General features: G+C 73.2%; 18 protein-coding genes and 1 riboswitch. Of the genes, 6 read left to right on the forward strand and 12 right to left on the reverse strand.

Going from position 1 to position 22701, the window contains the following annotated elements:
- Nucleotides 1-250 precede the first annotated feature (250 nt).
- Entirely contained in the window at nucleotides 251-667 is a 417-nt protein-coding gene (locus RCO28_RS22825) for a transcriptional repressor (RefSeq protein WP_308943061.1), read from the forward strand.
- Nucleotides 668-856: 189 nt separating this feature from the next.
- Here RCO28_RS22825 and cobN read toward each other — a convergent pair whose 3' ends face one another.
- The gene (gene cobN, locus RCO28_RS22830; protein WP_308943062.1) at nucleotides 857-4450 is read right to left on the reverse strand and encodes a cobaltochelatase subunit CobN; all 3594 of its coding nucleotides are present in this window, start codon (nucleotides 4448-4450) and stop codon (nucleotides 857-859) included.
- Between the two features lie 94 nt (nucleotides 4451-4544).
- A riboswitch (cobalamin riboswitch) is annotated at nucleotides 4545-4691 on the reverse strand.
- Nucleotides 4692-4731: 40 nt separating this feature from the next.
- Between cobN and cobG the strand changes: the two genes are divergently transcribed.
- The 3 genes from cobG to RCO28_RS22845 are packed head-to-tail and all read left to right on the forward strand — an operon-like array spanning nucleotide 4732 to nucleotide 8236.
- The gene (gene cobG, locus RCO28_RS22835; RefSeq protein ID WP_374991223.1) at nucleotides 4732-6090 is read left to right on the forward strand and encodes a precorrin-3B synthase; all 1359 of its coding nucleotides are present in this window, start codon (nucleotides 4732-4734) and stop codon (nucleotides 6088-6090) included.
- Nucleotides 6087-6749, forward strand: a complete 663-nt coding sequence (locus RCO28_RS22840) for a precorrin-8X methylmutase (RefSeq protein ID WP_308943063.1) — start codon at nucleotides 6087-6089, stop codon at nucleotides 6747-6749. Before cobG ends, RCO28_RS22840 begins: the two co-directional genes overlap by 4 nt.
- On the forward strand, nucleotides 6746-8236 hold the full coding sequence (locus RCO28_RS22845; protein ID WP_308943064.1) for a precorrin-2 C(20)-methyltransferase: 1491 nt from the start codon (nucleotides 6746-6748) through the stop codon (nucleotides 8234-8236). Before RCO28_RS22840 ends, RCO28_RS22845 begins: the two co-directional genes overlap by 4 nt.
- A gap of 85 nt (nucleotides 8237-8321) precedes the next feature.
- Here the strand turns inward: RCO28_RS22845 and RCO28_RS22850 are convergent, their stop codons facing one another.
- Nucleotides 8322-9065, reverse strand: coding sequence for a cobalt-precorrin-6A reductase (locus RCO28_RS22850; protein WP_308943065.1), 744 nt, complete (start codon nucleotides 9063-9065; stop codon nucleotides 8322-8324).
- An 18-nt stretch (nucleotides 9066-9083) separates the two neighbouring features.
- On the opposite strand from RCO28_RS22850, the gene RCO28_RS22855 reads away from it, so the two are divergent.
- The gene (locus tag RCO28_RS22855; RefSeq protein WP_308943066.1) at nucleotides 9084-10262 is read left to right on the forward strand and encodes a cobalt-precorrin-5B (C(1))-methyltransferase; all 1179 of its coding nucleotides are present in this window, start codon (nucleotides 9084-9086) and stop codon (nucleotides 10260-10262) included.
- An 18-nt stretch (nucleotides 10263-10280) separates the two neighbouring features.
- Here the strand turns inward: RCO28_RS22855 and RCO28_RS22860 are convergent, their stop codons facing one another.
- The 5 genes from RCO28_RS22860 to RCO28_RS22880 all read right to left on the reverse strand — a co-directional run bounded on the left by RCO28_RS22860 (nucleotide 10281) and on the right by RCO28_RS22880 (nucleotide 13902).
- Complete coding sequence (locus RCO28_RS22860; protein ID WP_308943067.1) at nucleotides 10281-10613, reverse strand: glyoxalase superfamily protein; 333 nt, start codon at nucleotides 10611-10613, stop codon at nucleotides 10281-10283.
- Nucleotides 10614-10639: 26 nt separating this feature from the next.
- Nucleotides 10640-11389 (reverse strand): precorrin-4 C(11)-methyltransferase, encoded by a 750-nt coding sequence (gene cobM / locus RCO28_RS22865; RefSeq protein ID WP_308943068.1) that lies wholly within the window; start codon nucleotides 11387-11389, stop codon nucleotides 10640-10642.
- Nucleotides 11386-12687, reverse strand: coding sequence for a precorrin-6y C5,15-methyltransferase (decarboxylating) subunit CbiE (gene cbiE, locus RCO28_RS22870; RefSeq protein ID WP_308943069.1), 1302 nt, complete (start codon nucleotides 12685-12687; stop codon nucleotides 11386-11388). The genes cobM and cbiE overlap by 4 nt, the downstream gene beginning before the upstream one ends.
- Nucleotides 12688-12862: 175 nt before the next feature.
- On the reverse strand, nucleotides 12863-13558 hold the full coding sequence (locus RCO28_RS22875) for a hypothetical protein (protein ID WP_308943070.1): 696 nt from the start codon (nucleotides 13556-13558) through the stop codon (nucleotides 12863-12865).
- Nucleotides 13555-13902: a helix-turn-helix transcriptional regulator gene (locus RCO28_RS22880; protein ID WP_282533678.1), complete on the reverse strand. Its 348-nt coding sequence runs from the start codon at nucleotides 13900-13902 to the stop codon at nucleotides 13555-13557. The genes RCO28_RS22875 and RCO28_RS22880 overlap by 4 nt, the downstream gene beginning before the upstream one ends.
- Nucleotides 13903-14007: 105 nt before the next feature.
- Between RCO28_RS22880 and RCO28_RS22885 the strand changes: the two genes are divergently transcribed.
- Complete coding sequence (locus tag RCO28_RS22885; protein ID WP_308943071.1) at nucleotides 14008-14496, forward strand: hypothetical protein; 489 nt, start codon at nucleotides 14008-14010, stop codon at nucleotides 14494-14496.
- Between the two features lie 228 nt (nucleotides 14497-14724).
- Here RCO28_RS22885 and RCO28_RS22890 read toward each other — a convergent pair whose 3' ends face one another.
- The 5 genes from RCO28_RS22890 to RCO28_RS22910 form a co-directional block, all read right to left on the reverse strand.
- On the reverse strand, nucleotides 14725-15372 hold the full coding sequence (locus tag RCO28_RS22890) for an HAD family phosphatase (protein WP_308943072.1): 648 nt from the start codon (nucleotides 15370-15372) through the stop codon (nucleotides 14725-14727).
- A 34-nt stretch (nucleotides 15373-15406) separates the two neighbouring features.
- Complete coding sequence (locus RCO28_RS22895; protein WP_308943197.1) at nucleotides 15407-16162, reverse strand: SDR family oxidoreductase; 756 nt, start codon at nucleotides 16160-16162, stop codon at nucleotides 15407-15409.
- 129 nt (nucleotides 16163-16291) lie between these two features.
- Entirely contained in the window at nucleotides 16292-17509 is a 1218-nt protein-coding gene (locus RCO28_RS22900) for an acetyl-CoA C-acetyltransferase (RefSeq protein WP_308943198.1), read from the reverse strand.
- 167 nt (nucleotides 17510-17676) lie between these two features.
- Nucleotides 17677-19380 carry an AMP-binding protein gene (locus RCO28_RS22905; RefSeq protein ID WP_308943073.1) on the reverse strand — a complete coding sequence of 568 codons (1704 nt, stop codon included), beginning with the start codon at nucleotides 19378-19380 and terminating at the stop codon, nucleotides 17677-17679.
- Nucleotides 19381-19417: 37 nt separating this feature from the next.
- Nucleotides 19418-22615 (reverse strand): carboxyl transferase domain-containing protein, encoded by a 3198-nt coding sequence (locus RCO28_RS22910; RefSeq protein WP_308943074.1) that lies wholly within the window; start codon nucleotides 22613-22615, stop codon nucleotides 19418-19420.
- Nucleotides 22616-22701: the final 86 nt, after the last annotated feature.

The following is a 22701-nucleotide window of genomic DNA, read 5'->3' on the forward strand; positions in this document are numbered from 1 at the left end:
GGGAATCCCTCTGCACTGTGACTATGCGGATCACGCTTATGGAACTGGGCGGCGGTGGGATGGGACGGGGCCAGGGGCGCAGCCCCCGAACTCTCCTGTCCCCTCCCTTGGCTGTCGCTGGTGTCGATCCTACGATGGACGAAGTCCAAGTCAATACGACAGACAGACCCGTACGCATTCCCGTATAGGTTCCGGGTACGCGTTCATGCGGTGTTCGACGCACGCATACGCACAGTTAGGTGGGGTGGGGATGAGTGACCTGCTGGGACGGCTTCGCGGGAGGGGCTGGAGAATGACCGCGCAGCGCCGTGTGGTGGCCGAAGTACTGGACGGCGAGCATGTGCATCTGACCGCCGACGAGGTGCTCGCACGGGCGACGGACCGGCTGCCGGAGATCTCGCGGGCGACGGTCTACAACACGCTCGGTGAGCTGGTGTCACTGGGCGAAGTGATCGAGGTGGCGACGGACGGGCGCGCGAAGCGGTACGACCCGAACGCGCACCAGCCGCATCAGCACCTGGTGTGCTCGGGCTGCGGCGCGATCCGGGACGTGCACCCCGGCGGCGATCCGCTGTCCGACCTGCCGGTCTCGGAGCGGTTCGGTTTCTCGGTCTCCGACGCCGAGGTCACGTACCGGGGGCTGTGCCCAGGGTGCGCGAAGGCCTGAGCGGCCCGGCCGGGCGCCGTCACCGCCCGGCAGCGACTTCTCGGACGAGCTGGTGTTCTCCCCCCTCCCCGCCCCGCCCCTTCCCGCAGCGTCGGATATGCGGCTGATGCCGCGTGGCCTCGCCGGGCGGGCCTCCTCAAGCGCCGGAGGGGCTGAAAGATCAGCCCCGTCCGGCACGGCGTGCAGGGCTCAGTCCTCGCCGCCCTCCAAGTCGCCCTCCGTCTCCAGGTACGCCTGGCGCAGGGCCTCGATGACCGCCGGGTCCGGCTTTTCCCACATGCCTCGGGACTCGGCTTCCAACAGCCGCTCCGCGATGCCGTGCAGGGCCCAGGGGTTGGCCTCCTGGAGGAACTCGCGGTTGACCGGGTCGAGGACGTACGTCTCGGTGAGCTTGTCGTACATCCAGTCGGCGATCACGCCGGTCGTGGCGTCGTAGCCGAAGAGGTAGTCGACCGTCGCCGCCAGCTCGAACGCGCCCTTGTAGCCGTGGCGGCGCATCGCCTCGATCCACTTGGGGTTGACGACGCGGGCGCGGAAGACGCGTGAGGTCTCCTCGACGAGCGTGCGGGTGCGGACCGTCTCGGGGCGGGTCGAGTCGCCGATGTACGCCTCGGGGGCCGTGCCGCGCAGGGCGCGGACCGTGGCGACCATGCCGCCGTGGTACTGGAAGTAGTCGTCGGAGTCGGCGATGTCGTGCTCGCGGGTGTCCGTGTTCTTCGCGGCGACGGCGATGCGCTTGTACGCCGTCTCCATCTGCTCGCGCGCCGGGCAGCCGTCCAGCTCACGGCCGTACGCGTAGCCGCCCCAGACCGAGTAGACCTCGGCGAGGTCGGCGTCGGTGCGCCAGTCGCGGGAGTCGATCAGCTGGAGGATGCCCGCGCCGTACGTGCCGGGGCGTGAGCCGAAGATGCGGGTGGTGGCGCGGCGTTCGTCGCCGTGTTCGGCCAGGTCCGCCTGGACGTGGGCGCGTACGTGGTTGACGGAGGCCGGTTCGTCCAGGGACGCGGCGAGACGTACGGCGTCGTCAAGCAGGCCGATCGTGTGCGGGAACGCGTCCCGGAAGAAGCCGGAGATGCGCAGCGTCACGTCGATGCGAGGGCGGCCCAACTCCTCGGCGGGGACGGGCTCCAGGCCGGTCACGCGGCGGGACGCGTCGTCCCAGACGGGGCGGACGCCGAGCAGGGCCAGTGCCTCCGCCACGTCGTCGCCCGCGGTGCGCATCGCGCTCGTGCCCCAGAGGGAGAGGCCGACGGAGACGGGGTACTCGCCGTGGTCGTCCTTGTAGCGCTGAATCAGCGAGTCCGCGAGGGCCTGGCCCGTCTCCCACGCGAGGCGGGACGGGACGGCCTTCGGGTCGACCGAGTAGAAGTTGCGGCCCGTCGGCAGGACGTTGACGAGGCCGCGCAGCGGCGAGCCGGACGGGCCCGCCGGGACGAAGCCGCCGTTCAGGGCGTGCAGGGCGTGGTCGAGCTCGGCGGTGGTGGCGGCGAGGCGCGGGACGACCTCGCGGGCGGCGAACTCCAGGATGGCGGCGACCTGTTCACCCTGGTCCGTGGGCACCGCGGCCAGGTCCCAGTCGGCGTCGTCCATGGCCTGCACGAGCGCGCGGGCCTTGTCCTCGGCCTCGTCGGCGGTGGTGCGGGTGGCGGCGGACTCGTCGAGGCCGAGGGCTTCGCGCAGGCCGGGCAGGGCCGTCGTACCGCCCCAGATCTGGCGGGCGCGGAGGATGGCGAGGACGAGGTTGACGCGGTCGGCGCCGGCGGGCGGGTTGCCGAGGACGTGCAGCCCGTCGCGGATCTGGGCGTCCTTGACCTCGCAGAGCCAGCCGTCGACGTGCAGCAGGAAGTCGTCGAAGCCGTCGTCGTCGGGGCGGTCCTGCAGCCCCAGGTCGTGGTCGAGCTTGGCGGCCTGGATGAGGGTCCAGATCTGGGCGCGGATGGCGGGCAGCTTGGCCGGGTCCATCGAGCTGATCTGGGCGTACTCGTCGAGGAGTTGCTCCAGGCGCGCGATGTCGCCGTAGGAGTCGGCGCGGGCCATCGGCGGGACGAGGTGGTCGATGAGGGTGGCGTGCACGCGGCGCTTGGCCTGGGTGCCCTCGCCCGGGTCGTTGACCAGGAACGGGTAGATGAGCGGGATGTCGCCGAGGGCGGCGTCGGGGCCGCAGGCGGCGGAGAGACCGGCGTTCTTGCCGGGCAGCCACTCCAGGTTGCCGTGCTTGCCGAGGTGGATCATCGCGTCCGCGCCGAAACCGCCGTCGTCGGCCGAGGCGGCGATCCAGCGGTACGCGGCGAGGTAGTGGTGCGACGGCGGCAGGTCCGGGTCGTGGTAGATGGCGATGGGGTTCTCGCCGAAGCCGCGCGGGGGCTGGATGAGGATGAGGAGATGGGCGAAGCGGAGGGCGGCGAGCACGATGTCGCCGTCCGGGTTGCTGCTGCGGTCGACGAACATCTCGCCGGGCGCCGGGCCCCAGTGCTCCTCGACCGCCGTGCGCAGATCCTCGGGCAGCGTCGCGTACCAGCGGCGGTAGTCGGCGGCCGGGATGCGGACGGGGTTGCGGGCCAGCTGCTCCTCGGTGAGCCAGTCCTGGTCGTGGCCGCCGGCCTCGATGAGCGCGCGGATCAGCTCGTCGCCGTCGCCGGAGACGAGTCCCGGGATCTCGGCGTCGCCGAAGTCGTATCCCTCCTCGCGCAGGCGGCGCAGCAGGGCGACGGCGCTCGCGGGGGTGTCGAGGCCGACCGCGTTGCCGATGCGGGAGTGCTTCGTCGGGTACGCGGAGAGGACGAGGGCGAGGCGCTTCTCGGCGGCCGGGATGTGCCGAAGTCGCGCGTGGCGTACGGCGATTCCGGCGACGCGGGCGGCGCGCTCGGCGTCGGGGACGTAGGCGGGCAGGCCGTCGGCGTCGATCTCCTTGAAGGAGAACGGGACGGTGATGAGGCGGCCGTCGAACTCGGGCACGGCGATCTGGCTGGCGGCGTCGAGCGGCGAGACGCCCTCGTCGTTCTCCTCCCAGGCGGCGCGCGAACCGGTCAGGCAGAGGGCCTGGAGGATCGGTACGTCGAGCTGGGTGAGGGCGCCCGCGTCCCAGGACTCGTCGTCCCCGCCCGCGGAGGCCTCGGCGGGCTTGGTGCCGCCGGCGGCGAGGACGGTGGTGACGATGGCGTCCACCGACCGCAGCTCGTCGACGAGTTCGGGCTCGGGGGCGCGGAGCGAGGCCACGTACAGCGGCTTGGGGCGGCCGCCGGCCTCCTCGATGGCGTCGCAGAGGGCGCCGACGAAGGCGGTGTTGCCGCTCATGTGGTGGGCGCGGTAGTAGAGCACGGCGACGGCCGGACCCTCGATGTCCTCGCGCGCGGTGCGGTCGAGCGGGCCCCAGGTCGGCGCGGCGGCGGGCGACTCGAAGCCGTGGCCGGTGAGCAGGACCGTGTCGGAAAGGAAGCGCGCGAGCTGCTCCAGGTTGGCCGGACCGCCGTGCGCGAGGTACGCGTGCGCCTCGGCGGCGATGCCGACCGGCACCGTGGAGGCGGCCATCAGCTGGGCGTCCGGGGCCTGTTCACCGCTGAGGACGACGACGGGGCGGCCGTCGGCGAGGAGCAGGTCGAGCCCGTCCTGCCAGGCGCGGATGCCGCCGAGGAGGCGGACGACGACGAGGCCGACGCCGTCGAGGAGCGCGGGCAGCTCGTCGAGGGAGAGCCGCGAGGGGTTGGCGAAGCGGTACGGGACCGGTCCGTCGGCCGCACGGGCGCTCAGCAGGTCGGTGTCGGAGGTCGACAGGAGCAGGATCATGCGCGTGAGGCCTTCCTCGGGGTCCGCGCCCCGGGTGGTGTCAGGAGTGGGGTCTCCCTGCTCGCAGGCGGCGGCCCCGGGGCGGACCCGGGGAGAAACCTGAAGCGGGGAAAGGGAGTTCCTGGCTCACCCGTCCCCTTCGGTACGGGTTCACAGTGGCGGGACCGCGCCGGATTCGCACCGGGCTTCCTCCCCCTGTCGCCGTGGTGGCGACGGCGGACCCGAAGATCCACCGAGAGCATAGTAAGGGTCCGCTCAAAAGGGCGGGGCGTTCCGCCTTCATGACGATAGGTATGCTCGCCGCCATGCCCTCGCCAGCCCCCCGTCCATCGCCCCAGGCCACAGCGGTCTCACGGGACCGCGGTGACGCCTGCCCGGGGTCGCTCAGGCTGCACGCCGCGGACGACGGGGCACTGGCCCGCATCCGGATCCCCGGCGGTGTGCTCGACGTCCGCCAGGCCGACGCGCTTGCCGCCGCCGCCCGTGAGCTGGGCGACGGCGAGCTGCATCTGACCTCGCGCGGAAACGTCCAGCTGCGCGGCCTTCGCGATGGCTGCGGAGGTGAACTCGCCGGTGTCCTGGACGCGGTGGGGCTGCTGCCCTCCGCCGCGCACGAGCGGGTCAGGAACGTCGTCGCCTCTCCCCTGTCGGGCCTGGACGGCACCGGCTTCGCCGACGTACGGCCGTGGTTGACGGGGCTGGACGCGGCGCTGTGCGCGAGTGACGCGGCGCGCGCCCTGTCGGGACGTTTCCTGTTCGCGCTCGACGACGGCCGCGGTGATGTGGCCGGTCTCGACGCCGATGTGACGGTACGGGCTGTCGCCGGTGGCACCGCGCTGCTCTCCCTCGGCTCGTCCACCGAGGCGGTCGAGGTCTCCGGGCCCGATGTGTCCCGGTCCGCGCTGATCGCCGCCGAGATGTTTCTCACGTCGGCCGAGGAGAGCGCGGGGAGCACCGGGAGCACGACGGCGCGGGCCTGGCGGGTGGACGAACTGGGCGTATCGGTCGAGAAGTTGACGCGTACGCTCGCGAAGGCGCTGGCTCCGGCGCGGATCGGCTGCGCGATACGGGCGCGTGAAGTCGCCGTCACCGATGGACCGCCGCCCGGAGTATCCGGTGACGCCCTGTCCGTCCACATTCCTCTCGGTCGTCTCTCCGCCCGCCAGTGGGACGCGTTGACGCGGACCGCCGCGCGGCACGGCGGGGAGCTGCGGCTGACTCCCTGGCGCGGAGCGGTGGTTCCGGCGCCGGGCCTCGACGCCTCCGCCGCCTCGTACGCGCTCGCGCAGCTCGCCGCCACCGGGCTCGTCACCTCGCCCGACTCCCCCTGGCTGCGCGTCGGCGCCTGCATCGGCCGGCCCGGCTGCGCCAAGTCGCACGCCGATGTGCGGGCGGACGCGGCCCGCGCGCTCGACGCGGTCGGTGGCGCGCACCTCCCCCTGTACTGGTCCGGCTGCGAGCGCCGTTGCGGGCATCCACGGACCGAGCGGATCGACGTCGTCGCCTCCCCCGGGGGCGGCTACCGGCTGAGCACCTCCGCACCACACGCCACACCCGCACCCGCACCCGCACCCGTCCCTCTGGACGACCCCTCCCACCTCGCCACCGCCCTGGTGGCGCTCACCGATCGAACCGCATGACGACCGAGAGCAGCGAGAAGAACACCGTGACCACCACCTACGACTACGAGAAGGACGGGGCGTCCATCTACCGCCAGTCCTTCGCCACGATCCGATCGGAGGCCGACCTCGCGGGCCTGCCCGCCGACGTCAGCCAGGTCGCGGTCCGGATGATCCACGCCTGCGGAATGACCGACCTCGTACGGGACCTCTCGTACACGCCCGACGCGGTGGCCCGGGCCCGGGCGGCGCTGCGTGCCGGGGCGCCGATCTTCACCGATGTGCAGATGGTCGCCAGCGGTGTGACCCGCAAGCGGCTGCCCGCCGACAACGACGTGCTGTGCACGCTCTCCGACCCGGCCGTCCCCGAGCTGGCCGCGAAGCTGGGCACCACGCGCAGCGCCGCCGCCCTGGAACTGTGGCGGGACCGTCTGGAGGGCTCCGTCGTCGCTGTCGGCAACGCGCCGACCGCGCTGTTCCGGCTTCTGGAGATGATCGAGGAGGGCGCCCCGAAGCCCGCCGCGATCATCGGTGTGCCGGTCGGCTTCATCGGCGCGGCCGAGTCCAAGGACGCGCTCGCCGAGTTCCCGGGCGTGGAGCACCTGGTGGTGCGCGGCCGTCGTGGCGGCAGCGCCATCGCCGCCGCCGCCCTCAACGCGATCGCGAGCGAGGAAGAATGAGCGGCAAGCTGTACGGCGTGGGGCTCGGCCCCGGCGACCCGTCCCTGATGACCGTCCGCGCCGTCGAGATCATCGGCGAGGCCGACGTGATCGCGTACCACAGCGCACGGCACGGCCGGTCCATCGCGCGGTCCATCGCGGAGAAGCACCTGCGCGCCGACCACATCGAGGAGCGCCTGGTCTACCCCGTCACGACGGAGACCACGGACCACCCCGGCGGCTACAAGGGCGCCATGGAGGACTTCTACGCGGAGGCCTCCGAGCGGCTCGCCGTCCACCTCGAAGCGGGCCGCACGGTCGCCGTCCTCGCCGAGGGCGACCCGATGTTCTACGGCTCGTACATGCACATGCACAAGCGCCTCGCCGACCGCTTCGACACCGAGGTGATCCCCGGTGTCACGTCGGTGTCCGCCGCCGCGGCCCGGCTCGGCACCCCGCTCGCCGAGGGCGAGGAGGTGCTGACGATCCTGCCGGGCACGCTGCCCGAGGAGGAGCTGACGGCGCGGCTCGCCGCGACGGACGTCGCGGTCGTGATGAAGCTGGGCCGTACGTTCCCCAAGGTCCGCCGGGCGATGGAGAGTTCGGGCCGCCTGGAGGCCGCGCGGTACGTGGAGCGGGCCACGATGCCCGGTCAGCGCCTCGCGCGGCTCGCGGAGGTCGACGCGGAGTCGGTGCCGTACTTCTCGGTGGCGGTGCTGCCGAGCGAGGTCGACGTGCAGCGGCCGGTGCGGGAGGTGGGCGAGGTCGTGGTGGTCGGCACCGGGCCCGCCGGGCCGCTGTGGCTGACACCGGAGTCGCGGGGCGCGCTCGCCGCCGCAGACGACCTGGTCGGCTACACCACCTACCTGGACCGGGTGCCGGTCCGGCCCGGTCAGCTGCGGCACGGTTCGGACAACAAGGTCGAGTCCGAGCGCGCGGAGTTCGCCCTCGACCTGGCCCGCAAGGGGCGTCGGGTCGCGGTGGTGTCGGGCGGTGACCCGGGCGTCTTCGCGATGGCCACGGCCGTCCTGGAGGTCGCCTCGCAGGACGCGTACGCGGACGTGCCGGTCCGGGTCCTTCCGGGCGTGACCGCCGCCAACGCGGCCGCGGCACGCGCGGGTGCGCCCCTCGGCCACGACTACGCGACCATCTCCCTCTCGGACCGGCTCAAGCCGTGGGAGGTCATCGCCGAACGGCTGCGCGCGGCCGCTGCCGCGGATCTGGTCCTCGCGCTCTACAACCCCGGTTCGCGCAGCCGTACTTGGCAGGTCGGCAAGGCGCGGGAGCTGCTGCTCGATCATCGGGCTCCGGACACTCCGGTGGTCGTGGCACGGGATGTGGGCGGTGCGGGCGAGCGGGTCCGGATCGTGCGGCTGGCCGACCTGGACCCGTCCGAGGTCGACATGCGGACGCTGCTGCTTGTGGGGTCGTCCCAGACGCGGGTCGTTCGTCGGGGGGACGGTGAGCAGGTGGTGTGGACGCCGCGGAGGTATCCCGAGGGAGTCTGATTTCTCCCCGCCCGAAAGGGGCGCGGGGAAGTGCGCGACCAGCCACAACGGCGCCGCAGGCTTTCGGGAAGGGGCGGGGAGGGGATCAACTCATGTGGCCGAGCCACTCCACCGCCTCCTCCGGTGACGCAACCTCCCGCACCCCCTCCGGCACCGGCGGCCGCCGCACGACCACCACCGGAATACCCGCCTCACGGGCAGCCGTGAGTTTGGGTGAAGTCGCCTCGCCCCCGCTGTCCTTCGTGACGACCACATCGATCCCGTACCGCCGCAGCACCCCCCGCTCCCCCTCCAGCGTGAACGGCCCCCGCTCGAGCAGCAGCTCGCTACGGGCGGGCCGCGGGCCCGAGGGCGCGTCCACGGACCGTACGAGGAACCACAGCTCGTCCAGAGCAGCGTCCGCGAAGGCGGCGAGGCCCATGCGTCCCGTGGTGAGGAAGATCCGCTCGCCGAGGCCGGGCAGCAGGGCCGCCGCGGCCTCCAGGGACGCGGCGTCGTGCCAGTGGTCGCCGTCGACGGGGACCCAGCCGGGACGGCGCAGCGCGAGCAGGGGAACATGGGCGGTGGCGGCGGCCCGCGCCGCGTGGAAACTGATCGTTCCGGCGAAGGGGTGGGTGGCGTCGATGAGCGCGTCGACACGGTGCTCCCGCAGCCAGGCGGTCAGCCCTTCGGTCCCGCCGAAGCCGCCGATGCGGACCTCGCCCGGCGGCAGCCGGGGGCTCGCGACGCGGCCGGCGAGGGAGCTGGTCACCGTCAGGCCGGGTGTGCCGTGGAGCAGCTCGGCGAGTCGGCGGGCCTCCGTGGTTCCGCCGAGTATCAGTACGTGCATGGAAGTTCGGGTCCGATCATGAGCGGTGACGTGCAGGGCGTCGACGATACGTCCGGTGGTGCGGAGAGCGGTGCGCGGGGCGGCGGTGCGGCCAAGGGCGGGCGCGGCGCCCAGCTCGCGCACACCGGGCTTCGGTCCGGCTGGACGACCGGTGCCTGTGCGACGGCGGCCACGACCGCCGCGTACACGGCGCTGCTGGCCGGGGACTTCCCCGACCCGGTGACGATCACGCTGCCGAAGGGCCAGACCCCGTCCTTCGCGCTCGCCGCCGAGGAGTTGACGGACGCGTACGCGATGGCGGGGATCGTCAAGGACGCCGGGGACGACCCGGACGTGACGCACGGCGCGCTGGTGCGGGCGACGGTGCGGCTGCTGCCCGCCGGGTCCGGGGTGGTGTTCCGGGCGGGGCCCGGGGTGGGGACGATCACGCTGGCGGGGCTGCCGCTGCCGGTGGGCGAGCCCGCGATCAACCCGGTGCCGAGGCAGCTGATGCGTGAGCATGTCGCCGAGGTCGCGGCCCGGCACGGCGGCAGCGGCGATGTGGAGATCACCGTCTCGGTGGACGACGGCGAGGAGATCGCCCGTTCCACGTGGAACCCGCGGCTCGGCATCCTCGGCGGCCTGTCGATCCTCGGTACGACGGGGGTCGTGGTGCCGTACTCGTGCTCGGCGTGGATCGACTCGATCCGGCGCGGTGTGGATGTGGCGCGGGCGGCGGGCCGTACGCATGTGGCGGGGTGCACGGGGTCGACGTCGGAGAGGACCGTCCTCGGCGAGTACGCGCTGCCCGAGGACGCGCTGCTCGACATGGGCGACTTCGCGGGCGCCGTGCTCAAGTACATCCGCCGCCATCCCGTGGACCGGCTGACCGTCTGCGGCGGCTTCGCGAAGCTGTCCAAGCTGGCCGCCGGGCACCTCGACCTGCACTCGGCGCGCTCTCAGGTCGACAAGGGCTTCCTCGCCGAACTCGCCCGCGCGGGCGGCGCGGACGAGGCGCTCGCCGCGCAGATCGCCGAGGCGAACACGGGCCTCGCGGCCCTGCAGTTGTGCGAAGCGGCCGGGGTGCCGCTCGGCGATCTGGTGGCCACGACGGCGCGGGACGAGGCGCTGGCGGTGCTGCGCGGGGCGCCGGTCGCGGTCGACGTGATCTGCATCGACCGGGCCGGGACCGTGGTGGGGCGCAGCACGGTGGCCTGAACGGCGGCGGCGGGTGGCTCAGTCGCCCGCCGTGCCGACACGGATCCGGTTGCCGTCCGGGTCGGACAGCTCCAACTCCCGTCCCCAGGGCGCCTGTTCGGGCCGTACGCCGAACTCCGCGGCCACGGCGTCGAGGTCGCGTACGCGCAGATACACGAGGGTGTCCGGCCGGGCGTCGCCCTCGTGCTCGGACAGATACAGCCGTACGGGACCCCGCGCGACCTCCGTGAAGACCGGGAAGCCCGACTCGAAGCGGTGCTCCCACTGCTGCCGGAAGCCGAGCCTCGCGTACCAGTCGACGGCTCGTGCCGCGTCCGCGACCCGGAGGATCGGGATGATCTCTTCGTCCATGGCCCGGAGGGTACGCGGAGCGGCGGTCAGCAGACGTGCCGGTCGCGTTCCGCCGAGTACAGGTGGCTGTCCTGGAACTGCTCGGCGCCGAGGGTGCGGCCGACGATGATCACGGCGGTGCGCTGGATGCCCGCGTCCTTGACCTGGGCGGCGATCTCGTCGAGCCGGCCGCGCAGGACGACTTCGTCGGGGCGGGACGCGTACGCGACGACGGCGGTGGGGCAGTCGGCGCCGTAGTGCGGGAGGAGTTCGTCGACGACGCGGTCCACGAGCCCGGCGGCCAGGTGCAGCACGATCAGCGCGCCGCTGCGGCCGAGCGTGGCCAGGTCCTCGCCGTCCGGCATGGCGGTGGCGCGCTGCGCGACGCGGGTCAGGATGACGGTCTGGCCGACGGTCGGGACGGTCAACTCCCGCTTCAGGGACGCCGCGGCGGCAGCGAAGGCGGGCACGCCCGGCACGACCTCGTACGGCACTCCGGCCGCGTCGAGGCGCCGCATCTGCTCGGCGACCGCGCTGAACACGGACGGGTCGCCGGAGTGCAGCCGCGCCACGTCAAGGCCCTGCTCGTGGGCGCGGACCAGCTCGGCGGTGATCTCGTCGAGGGTGAGCTGCGCGGTGTCGACGAGGCGGGCGTCGGGCGGGCACTCGGCGAGGAGTTCGCGCGGGACGAGGCTGCCCGCGTACAGACAGACCTGGCAGGCGGCGAGCGTGCGGGCGCCGCGCACCGTGATCAGGTCGGCGGCGCCGGGGCCGGCTCCGATGAAGTGGACGGTCATCGTGTCGCTCCTGCGGGGTCGTCGTCCGACGCGGGGCCGGCGTACTCGGGATCGCTTGCGGAAGTCTTCTGTACGGCCCACTGGGTGACCGGCATCGCCTGCCGCCAGCCGGTGAAGCCGCCGACCGGCACGGCGTGGGCGACGGCCAGCTTCACCAGCTCGCCGCCGAGGCGCCGGTGGGCGGCGCCGAGCTGCGCCTCCGATTCGAGGGTGACGGTGTTGGCGACGAGCCGCCCGCCGACGGGCAGCGCGTCCCAGCAGACCTCAAGGAGTCCGGGCGCGGTGAGGCCGCCTCCGATGAACACGGCGTCGGGCCGCGGGAGTTCGGTGAGGGCGGCGGGCGCGGCGCCGCTGACGACACGCAGGGCGGGGACGCCGAGGCGGTCGGCGTTGCGGGCGATGCGCTCGGCCCGCACGGGGTCGCGTTCGACGGTGACGGCGCGGCAGGAGGGGTGCGTGCGCATCCACTCGACGGCGATGGAACCGGAGCCTCCGCCGACGTCCCACAGGAGTTCGCCGGGCGCGGGCGCGAGGGCGGCGAGCGTGGCGGCCCGTACGTGGCGCTTGGTGAGCTGGCCGTCGTGCTCGTACGCGGCGTCCGGGAGTCCGGGCACGGCTCCGATCCGGAGTGCGCCCGGGGCGCGGCGGCAGTCGACGGCGACGATGTTGAGCGGGTCGCAGAGGCGGTCGGCGGGCCAGTCGTCGGCGGACAGCGCGTCGCCGGTGTCCTCCCGTGGGCCGCCGAGCTGTTCGAGGACGCGCATCCGGCTGGGCCCGAAGCCGCGGTCGCGAAGGAGTGCGGCGATCTCGCCGGGGGTGGCGGCGCCCGCGCTCAGCACGAGCAGCCGACGGCCGTCGTGCAGGGCGGCGGCGACCCGGGCGACGGGCCGGCCCACGACCGTCACGACCTCCACGTCCTCCTGCGGCCAGCCGAGCCGGGCGCAGGCGTACGCGACGGACGAGGGGTGCGGCAGGACCCGCAGCGCGTCCGCGCCGAGCTCTTCGGTGAGGGCGCGCCCGATGCCGTAGAACATCGGATCCCCGCTGGCCAGTACGGCGATCCGGCGGCCCGCGTGCGCGGCGAGCAGTCCGGGGACGGCGGGGCGCAACGGCGAGGGCCAGGCGAGGTGTTCGCCGGTGCACTGCGCGGGCAGCAGGTCGAGCTGGCGGGGCCCGCCGACGATCACCTCGGCGTCCCGCAGGGCCGCGCGGGCGGCGTCCGTGATCCCGTCCCAGCCGTCGGCGCCGATCCCGACGACGGTGACGGCGGGGGTCGGTCGTGGTGGTACGGGCGTCACGGCGGGCGGTACCTCGGGGTTCGGGGGTCGGGGGGGGCGGGGTGTCGGGGGGTCGGAGGTCAGGGTTCGGCCAGGGCCGACAGGGGCGCACTTTACTGGGGGCGGACCTGCGGTTCTGTGGCCGGGGGGCCGTTTGCTCCTCCCCGCCCCGCCCCTCGCCGGACGGGCTGAAAACTCAGCCCCACACCCGCGCACACTCCCGACAAGCCCGAGCCGCCCCCGCAATCTTGGCGTGGAAGACAAGGACGACACCCCCCGCGGCGGCGCACAGCGGCCAGTTGCTTGCCAGGACGGACGCGGCGACGAGCGTCAACCCGCTGACGGCCAGCGCCGCAGCCGCAGCCGTGCCCGACCACGCCACGGTCAGCGGGAGCCGCCGCGGCATGGGCAGCCGCCGCGCGAGCGCGCCGGTGGCGACGAGGGCGGCCGCGGCCAGGAGAGCGGTGACGGCCGCGACTCCGCCCAGATGCGCGATCAGCACGCGGGCCGCTCCGGGCGCGGACGCACCTCCGGCGCCGGGCCACCACCGCAGCAGGTACCAGCACATGAGCAGCAGCGGTGCGACGAGCATGACCGTACGGGCGGTGAACCGGGCCTGGGCGACGGTGAGTTCACGCTGGAAGTCCGGTGCGAGTTCGGCGACGGCGCCGAACTCCCGGACGGCCTGCCGCGCGGCGCGTACGTCGGCGGCCCGGCCGGTTTCCGACGCGTCGGACAGGTCCCGCGCGGCGTCGATCAGCCCCTCGCGGAACTCCGCCAGCATGCGGGACTTGGCGCGCGCGGGGCCGTGCAGGGCCGCGGCCAGGTCCGCGACGTGCGCCTCGATGGGGTTCTCGGCGGGGGCGGCCGCACCTTCGGCCGTCGCCGTCACGTCGCGGGCTTCGGGCCGGGGGCGGACGCCGGGTCCAGCACGGAGCCGATGGCGGTCGTGAACTCCTTCCACACCGACCGCTCCTCCGCGAGGCTGCGGCGGCCGGCGTCGGTGAGTTCGTAGCAGCGTCTGCGCCGCTCGCCCTCCGACTCCCAGACGCTGCGCAGCAGTCCGAGCCGCTCCAGCTTGTTCAGGGCCGGGTAGATGGTGCCCTTGCGCAGCTCCAGGACGCCGTTGCTGCGTTCCTGGACGGCGGTGATCACCGCGTACCCGTGCAGCGGGCCGGATTCGAGGACGGACAGTAGGAGTCCGTCGAGATGCCCGCGTACCGCACTCGCCTTCATGGTTAGGCAGCCTACCCAAGTGAGGTGCGGACGTGCTACTGATAGATCGACAGCCAATCCATTGGCGGCCTACCCATCGACCCGCCACCCGAGGAGGGCACTCCGGTGACCAAGTTCCTGCTTTCCGTGCACGTGCTGGCCGCGATCCTGGCGGTCGGGCCGATCACGGTCGCGGCGTCGATGTTTCCGCGCTACGTCCGCCCCGCGAAGGCCACGGAAGGCCCGGCCGCCGCCGAGGAGACCCCGGAGGAGGAGGCGCGCACGGCGGCGCTGCTCCATCGGATCTGCCGGGCGTACGCACTCGTCGGCGTCGTGGTGCCGGTCTTCGGCTTCGCGACCGGGGCACAGCTCGGCGTGCTCACCGATCCGTGGCTGCTCATCTCGATCGTCCTGACCGCCGCGGCGGCGGCGCTCCTGCTGGTCGCGATCCTGCCGGGCCAGGAGCGCCTACTCCCCGTGACTGGCACGCCGACCGCCGAGGCGCGGCGGGCGGGCGCGGCACGGCTCGCGATGCTCACGGGGATCTTCAACGTGCTGTGGGCGACGGTCACGGTGCTGATGATCGTGCGCCCGGGCTCGACCACAGGGGCCTGAACGCCCGCACTACAGGGGCCTGAACGCCTGCCAGGCGCTCGGTCCTCCCAGTGGCCGGGGCTGATTGATCAGCCCGTCCGGCGATTGAGGACGAGCGCGGAGCGCGATACGGGGTCCGGGGCGGAGCCCCGACAGCGGGGGCCCGGGGACACCCCTGAACCGGCGCCCACACCGAGTACGGCGAGGACCGGCTCCCCACCGCCCGGTCCTCGCCGACCCCTGCCGGGACTACGTCAGCTCCGGCACCAGCTCCCCCAGGGCCGCGCGCGTCGCCGCCGGGTCCGTGTGCAGGACCGCACGCATGCCCACGGCGCGGGCGCCGAGGACGTTGGGCTCGGCGTCGTCCACGAACACCACGCGTTCGGCCGGGAGTCGGAGGCGGTCGAGGGTGAGCTCGAAGATCTCGGCGTGCGGCTTGCGCAGGCCGACCTCCTCCGAGATGACGATCGGGTCGAACAGCGCGTCGAGCCGCTCGCGCGGGTAGATGTTGCCCCAGCTGTTGGACAACAGGCCGACGCGCAGGCCGAGTCGGCGCAGCTCGTCCGCGAGGCCGAACATCGCCTCGTCCTCACGCATCTCCGCGAAGAGCCGGTCGAGCACGCCGACCGGGTCGACGGGGCCGCCGTCCAGGGTGGTGAGCTCGGCGGCGAGCAGCGTGTCGAACTCCGCCGTGCTCAACTCCCCCGTCTCCAGGCGGTGGATCGGCGTGCCGTCCGGGGCGTCGCGGGAGAGCCAGGCCTTGAGGGTGCGGGAGAACGAGGCCGGGTCGATGCCGTCGCGGTCCAGCCAGGCGGCGATCGACTCCCGTACCGGGCCGGTGAGGACGCCGCCGAAGTCGAACACGACGGCGTCGACGCGGCGCCGGCCGCCGGTCATCGCCCGACCTCCGGGGCCGTGCCGCCGCACGCCATCAGGCACCTCCGGTGAGGGTCACTCCGCCGTCGACCACGAGGAGTTGACCCGTCATCCAGGCCGCGTCGGCGGAGAGCAGGAAGGCGACGACGCTGCCGATGTCCTCCGGTACGCCGAGCCGCTTCAGCGGGTACGCCGCCGCGACCTCCTCCTCCCGGCCGTCGTAGAGCGCGGTGGCGAACTTGGTCTTCACCACGGCCGGGGCGACCGCGTTGACGCGGATGTCGGGGCCCAGCTCGACCGCCAGCTCCTCGGTGATGTGGGTGAGCATCGCCTTGGAGGCGCCGTAGAAGCCGATGCCGGGTGCGGGGCGGATGCCCGCCACCGACGAGACGTTGACGACCGAGCCGCCGTGGTCCTTCATCCAGGCGCCGTGCACCTGCTGCACCCAGGAGAGCGCGGCGAGGCAGTTGACCTCGACGATCTTGCGGGCGGCGGCCAGGTCGAGGTCGATCATCGGCCCGTGCACCGGGTTGATGCCGGTGTTGTTGACCAGGAGGTCGGCGCTGCCGAAGGTGTCGATGGCGCGCTTGACCACCTCGGCCTGGTGGCCGGTGTCGTCGGCGTGGCCCGCGACCCCGAGGGCGTGCTCGGGCCCGCCGAGGCTCGCGACCGCCTCGTCGAGCGCCTCCTGCTTGCGGGCGGTGACGACGACCTTCGCGCCCTCGGCCACCAGCCGCTCGGCGATGGCGAGGCCGATGCCCCGGCTGGCTCCGGTGACGATGGCCGTACGTCCTGCGAAACGCGTGCTCATGGGGTCCTTGCTCGTGGGGTCGGTGGTGGACTGCGTACTGGTGCCGTGCGTACTCATGCCGTTCGCACTCGTGCCGTTCGTACTCGTGCCGTTCGTACTCGTGCCGTTCGTACTCATGGTGTGGGTCCCTCAGCTCAGCCGCTCGATGACCATGGCCATGCCCTGGCCGCCGCCCACGCACATGGTCTCCAGACCGAACTGCTTGTCGTGCCACTGCAGCGAGTTGATCAGCGTGCTGGTGATGCGCGCGCCGGTCATGCCGAAGGGGTGGCCGACGGCGATCGCCCCGCCGTTGACGTTGAGCCGGTCCTCGTCGATGCCCAACTCCCGTGCGGACGGGATGACTTGGGCGGCGAAGGCCTCGTTGATCTCGACCAGGTCGATGTCGCCGATGCCGAGCCCGGCGCGCTTCAGGGCCTGGCGGCTGGCCTCGACCGGCCCGAGGCCCATGATCTCGGGCGAGAGTCCGGAGACTCCGGTGGAGACGATCCGCGCGAGCGGGGTCAGGCCGAGCTCGCGGGCCTTCGTGTCGGACATGACCACCAGGGCCGCGGCACCGTCGTTGAGCGGGCAGCAGTTGCCGGCGGTCACGGTGCCGTCGGGCCGGAACACCGGCTTCAGGGCGGAGACGGCCTCCAGGGTCACGCCCGCGCGCGGACCGTCGTCCGCGCTGACCACGGTGCCGTCGGGAAGCGTCACCGGCGTGATGTCGCGGGTCCAGAAGCCGTCCGCGAGGGCCCGCTCGGCGCGGTTCTGGCTGCGCACACCGAAGGCGTCCTGGTCGGCCCGGGTCACGCCCATGAACTGGGCGACGTTCTCGGCGGTCTGCCCCATCGTGATGTACGCGTCGGGCAGGGCGCCGAAGCTCCGCGGGTCGGCCCACGTCTGACCGCCCGCGGTGAACTTCTCCGTCCGGGTCTGCGCCTCACCGAACAGCGGGTTCTGCGTGTCCGGAAGGCCGTCCGCGTTGCCCTTGCCGTACCGGCTGACGGTCTCCACGCCGACGGAGAGGAACACATCGCCCTCGCCCGCCTTGATCGCGTGCAGCGCCATGCGGGTGCTCTGCAGGCTGGACGAGCAGTAGCGGTTGACGGTGGTGCCGGGCACCCGGTCCATCCCGGCGAGCACGGCGACGATGCGGCCCATGTTGAAGCCGGACTCGCCGCCGGGCTGGCCGCAGCCGAGGACGAGGTCGTCGATCTCGGCCGGGTCGAGCGCGGGCACCTGGGCGAGCGCGGCCCGCACCATCTGGACGGCCAGGTCGTCGGGGCGCATGTCCTTGAGTGAGCCCTTGAACGCCCGGCCGATGGGCGAGCGGGCGGTGGCGACGATCACGGCTTCCGGCATCATGACCCCTTCAGAAGCTTGCCATACTAAGCAGTTGCTTAGAGATACGGTCTCACCTTCGCGCAGCGGACGGGCGGCGTCAACGGTCGGCGCCGCCCTGTAAGCCGCGTCACACGCTTCGGCCCGCGCCAAGGCCGCGGCACACGCTTCAAGCCGCGTCACACGCCTCAGCCCGCGTCGACGATCTCCTGGGCCCGCTCGACCAGTTCGACCTTGCGGATCTTCCCGGTGGTCGTCATCGGGAACTCACCGACGACCCCCACCTTCGGCACCTTGTACGCGGCCATCGCCGAGCGCGCCCACTCCTCCAGGCCCGCGGCGGTGAGCGTCGCGCCCGGTTCGAGGCTCACGAAGGCGACCGGCACCTGCCCCTTCTCCGGGTGCCGGCCCGGCACGACGGCCGCCGTGCGGACGCCCGGGTGCCGGGTCAGGAGCAGCTCGACCTCGGCCGGGAACACACTCATGCCCTTGACCTTGATCATGTCCTTGTCGCGGCCCAGATAGCGCAGACAGCCGTCGTCGCCGATCCGCCCGTTGTCGCCGGTGTGCAGCCAGCCGTCCCGCAGTTGCGCGGCCGTCGCCTCGGGGTTGCGCCAGTACCCGGTCATCACGGAGGGGCTGCGGACGACGATCTCGCCCACCTCGCCGAGCGGCAGCGGCTCGCCGGTCTCGAACGACACCACCGCGATGTCGGTGCCGGGCACGGGCACCCCGCAGAAGACGGGCTCGGCGAGCAGGTCCCGGTCGTCCTGCGCGAGTCCGTAGGGCGTGGCGTCGAAGGTGTGCGTCTCGGTCATTCCGTACGCGCCTTCGCGGAGCACCGAGTGCGCCCCGGCCGCGGACTGCCAGCGGTGGCGGACCTCGGGGCTGAGTTTCCGTACGAAGGAGACGGCCATCGGGTCGTTCAGGGCGGAGAGGTCCGCGGCGGGGAACTCGGGCCGCTCCATCAGCTCCAGGTAGTTCTCGACCGTGCCGACCATGGTGGTGACGCGGTGCCGGGCCAGCAGGTCGAGGGCGGCGGCCGGGTCCCAGCGGGGCATGAGGACCGAGGTGCCGCCGAGGACGAGGGGGCTGAGGATGCCGAGGTTCTCGCCCGCGATCCAGAAGACCGGGATGTAGCAGAGCGCGATGAAGTCGCCGTCGGCGCCGCGGCCCATGGCGCTCGCGCTGGACGCGGTGGTGTAGAGCATGTGCCGCTGGGTGTGCTCGCAGCCCTTGGGCAGCCCGGTGGTGCCGCCGGTGTAGTTGAGCGCCGCGAGGGCGTCCAGGTCCGTGGGGTGTGCGGGCGCGGGGGCGTGTGCGGTGGCCGCGGACCAGGCGGTGAGGCCGGGGGTGCCTGCGGGCAGGAGGGGTTCGGTGCCGGTGGCGGCCATCTCGTCCGGTCCGGTCACGAGGATCTCGCGTACGGGGACGCGGTCGAGCACCGTGTCGAGGGGCGGAAGGAGCCGGTCGAGGGTGATCACGACCTCGGCGCCGCTGTCGGCCAGCTCGTGCGCCAACTCGGCAGCCTGGAACATCGGGTTGACCGGCACGTGCACCGCGCCGAGCCGCAGGATCGCCATCATCGCGACGAGGAACTGCGGGGTGTTCGGCAGCAGGACGGCCACCCGGTCGCCGGGCCGTACGCCGGTCTCGCTGAGCCAGCCCGCCACGGCGCCGATGAGCGCGTCGAGCTCCGCGTACGTCGTGGTGCGGCCCTCGAAGACGATCGCGGGGCGGTCCGGCACCGTACGGGCCCAGTGGGTGACGTGCTCGGGGATGCCGGTCTCGCCGAGCGGGTAGTGCACGGTCGCCGGGATACCGGGCGGGCGGGACGCGTCCTGCCGGGTGCGCAGGTCACGCAGGTACTGCTCCAGCTTCTCGCTGTTCACGGCTTGCTCCTCCACAGTCACAGTGACGTGCGTACGCTCACCAGGTGTCCACGAACGACCGGCGGCCGGGCGGTAGTTGACCGGTTGCGGACGGCAGGGTTCCGACGATCCAGGCCCTGGTGTCCGCCGGGTCGATGACGTCGTCCAGCTCGAAGACCGTGGCCGCGTTGACCGCCTTGCCGCGGTCGTAGTGCTCGGCGACCAGTTCGTCGAAGGCGCGCTGCCGGGCGGCCGGGTCCTCGATCGCCTCCAGCTCCCGCCGGTAGCCGAGCCGCACCGCGCCCTCCAGGCCCATCGGGCCGACCTCGCCGGTGGGCCAGGCGACCGTGGCGGCCGGGATGCGGAAGCCGCCGCCGACCATGGCCATCGCGCCGAGCCCGTACGCCTTGCGGAGGACCACCGCCACGACGGGCACCCGCAGGTTGGCGCCGACGACGAAGAGCCGGCTGAAGTGCCGTACGGTCGCGGTGTGTTCGGCGTCCGGGCCGACCATGAAGCCGGGCGTGTCGCACAGGGACACCACCGGCAGTCCGTGCGCGTCGCAGAGCTGCAGGAACCGGGCGAGCTTGTCGGCCGATGCCGAGTCGATGGCGCCGCCGAGGTGCGTGGGGTCGTTGGCGATCAGGCCCATCGGGCGGCCCTCGACCCGGACCAGGGCCGTGACGACGCTGCGGCCGAACGCGGGGCGCAGTTCGAGCACCGAGTCCTCGTCGGCGATCCCGCGCACGGCCGCCCGCACGTCGTAGACCCGCACCCGGTTCTCCGGGACGACGTGCCGCAGCGCGCGCTGGTCGGCGTGCGTCCAATGCGCCGCCGGGCCCTGGAAGTACGAGAGGTAGCGGCGGGCCACGTCGACGGCCTCGGCCTCGTCGTGCACCAGGACGTCGACGACGCCGTTCGGCACCTGCACGGACATCGGGCCGACCTCCTCGGGCCGGTAGCGCCCGAGGCCGCCGCCCTCGATCATCGCGGGGCCGCCCATGCCGACGTTGGCGTCCTCGGTCGCGATGATGACGTCGCAGCAGCCGAGCAGCGCGGCGTTGCCCGCGAAGCAGCGGCCGGAGGCGATGCCGACGGTGGGGACGCTGCCGCTGAGCCGGCCCATGGTCGCGAACGTGGGGACGTCCAGGCCCGAGGCCGTGTTGCTGTCCGTGTCCCCCGGCCGGCCGCCGCCGCCCTCGGCGAAGAGCACCACAGGAATCCGCTGCCGCTCGGCGAGTTCGAGCAGCCGGTCGGTCTTGTGGTGGTTGACGTATCCCTGCGTCCCGGCGAGGACCGTGTAGTCGTACGCGAGGACCGCGCAGCGGGCGCCGTCGACCGTGCCGATCCCGGTGACCATGCCGTCGGCGGGGGTGTGCGCGATCAGGTCGTCGAGGGAGCGGCGACGGCGCTGGGCGGCCACGGCGAGGGAGCCGTACTCGACGAACGAGCCCGCGTCGCACAGGTCGTCGACGTTCTCGCGGGCGGTGCGGTGCCCGGTGCCGTGGCGGCGGGCGACCGCCTCGGGGCGGTTGGCGTCGAGGGTGACGGCGTGCCTCCGCTCGATCTCCGCGAGGTCCTGGCGGATCGCGTCGAGGTGCCACTCCTCTGCCACGGCGGCCTGTTCGCTCTGCGTGGAGTCCGGGTCGAGGCGAAGCAGCAGCCCCGACTCGGCCACCGTGTCGCCGACGGCTGCCCGCACCTCGCGCACGGTGCCCGCGACGGACGCGGTCACGACGTGCTCCATCTTCATGGACTCCAGGACCACCAACGGCGTTCCCGCGTCGACGTGTCGACCTTCCCGTACGGGGACGGAGACGACGGTGGCGACGAAGTCGGCGCGCACCTCGGTGAGGTCGCCCTCCGGGGACGCGGGTTCCTCCGGTGGCAGCAGGGCGCCCAGGTGGTCGTCCACGAAGCGGGTGGTGGCCTCGCCGGTGCGGAACGCCGGGTGGTTCAGGATCGCGCGCAGCGCGGGGATGTTGGTGCCGGGGCCCTCGACGCGGAACTCGGCGAGCGTCGCGTCCGTCCGCTCGGCCGCCTGGTCGAGCCCGCCACGGGGCACGGAGACGATCACCTTCGCGAGCAGCGAGTCGTACCGGCCGTCGGCGACGAGTCCCGCGTGCCCGTGCGTGTCGACGCGTACGCCGGGTCCCGTCGGCACCTCGAAGACCTCGATCCGGCCGGAGGTGGCCCGCGCGGTGCCGTCCCGCCGCAGGGTCTCCAGGTTGACGCGTGCCTGCACGGCCACCCCGCGCGGGTCCGGGATGTCGGCCTGGGTGAGGCACAGGTCGTCCAGGGTGCGGCCGAGGGCGACCTCCAACTGGGCGGAGACCAGGTCGACTCCGGTGATCTCCTCGGTCACCGTGTGCTCGACCTGGACCCTCGGGTTGGCCTCCATGAAGAACCAGCGGCCGGGGTCACGGGAGTCGACGAGGAACTCGAAGGTGCCGAGGCCCCGGTAGCCGACCGCCGCGGCTATCCGGCAGGCCGCGGCGAGCAGCGGAGCGCGCTCCTCCAGACCGAGCGTCGTGCACGGCGCCACCTCGAGAAGCTTCTGGTGGCGCCGCTGGATCGTGCACTCCCGGTCCCACAGATGGCTGACCGCACCGCTGCCGTCGCCGAGCACCTGCACCTCGATGTGCCGGGCCGACTCGAGCAGCTCCTCGACGTACAACGCCCCGTCCCCGAAGGCTCGTTCGGCCTCGGAGCGGCACCGCTCGAACGCCTCCGCCAGCTCCTCGGGACGCCGTACGACGCGCATGCCGCGACCGCCACCGCCCGAGGCCGCCTTGACCATCACGGCCGCGCCGGGCCCGAGTCCGTCCAGGAACGCGGCCGCCTCGGCGAGCGTGGTGCCTGCCGGGGTGGCCCGGAGCACCGGCACGTCCTGCGCCTCGGCGAGCGCCCGCGCCCGCGCCTTGTCGCCGAACTCGGCGAGGACCTCGGGAGAGGGGCCGACGAAGGTGAGCCCGGCCTTGCGGCAGAGCCGGGCGAACTCGGCGTTCTCGCTGAGGAATCCGTAGCCCGGGTGGACCAGGCCGCAGTCGGCGCGCCGGGCGACGGCGACCAGCTGCTCGGCGTCCAGGTAGCCGTCGGCGCCGGTCAACTCGTGCGCCTCGTCGGCCAGACGTACGTGCAGCGCGTCCCGGTCGCCCGGTGTGTGCACCGCGACCGGCCGCAGCCCCGAGGCGCGTGCGGCGCGGACGACTCGGACGGCGATCTCGCCTCGGTTGGCGATCAGAACACTGGTCACGATGCGGGTCTCCAGGTGAGGTCCGGGCCAGGCGGGCGGCCCGCACGGCCCCCGCTGCCCCCTGCCGCCCTCGGGACACATGACCA

The sequence above is a fragment of the Streptomyces sp. LHD-70 genome (assembly GCF_031157275.1).
Classification (GTDB): domain Bacteria; phylum Actinomycetota; class Actinomycetes; order Streptomycetales; family Streptomycetaceae; genus Streptomyces.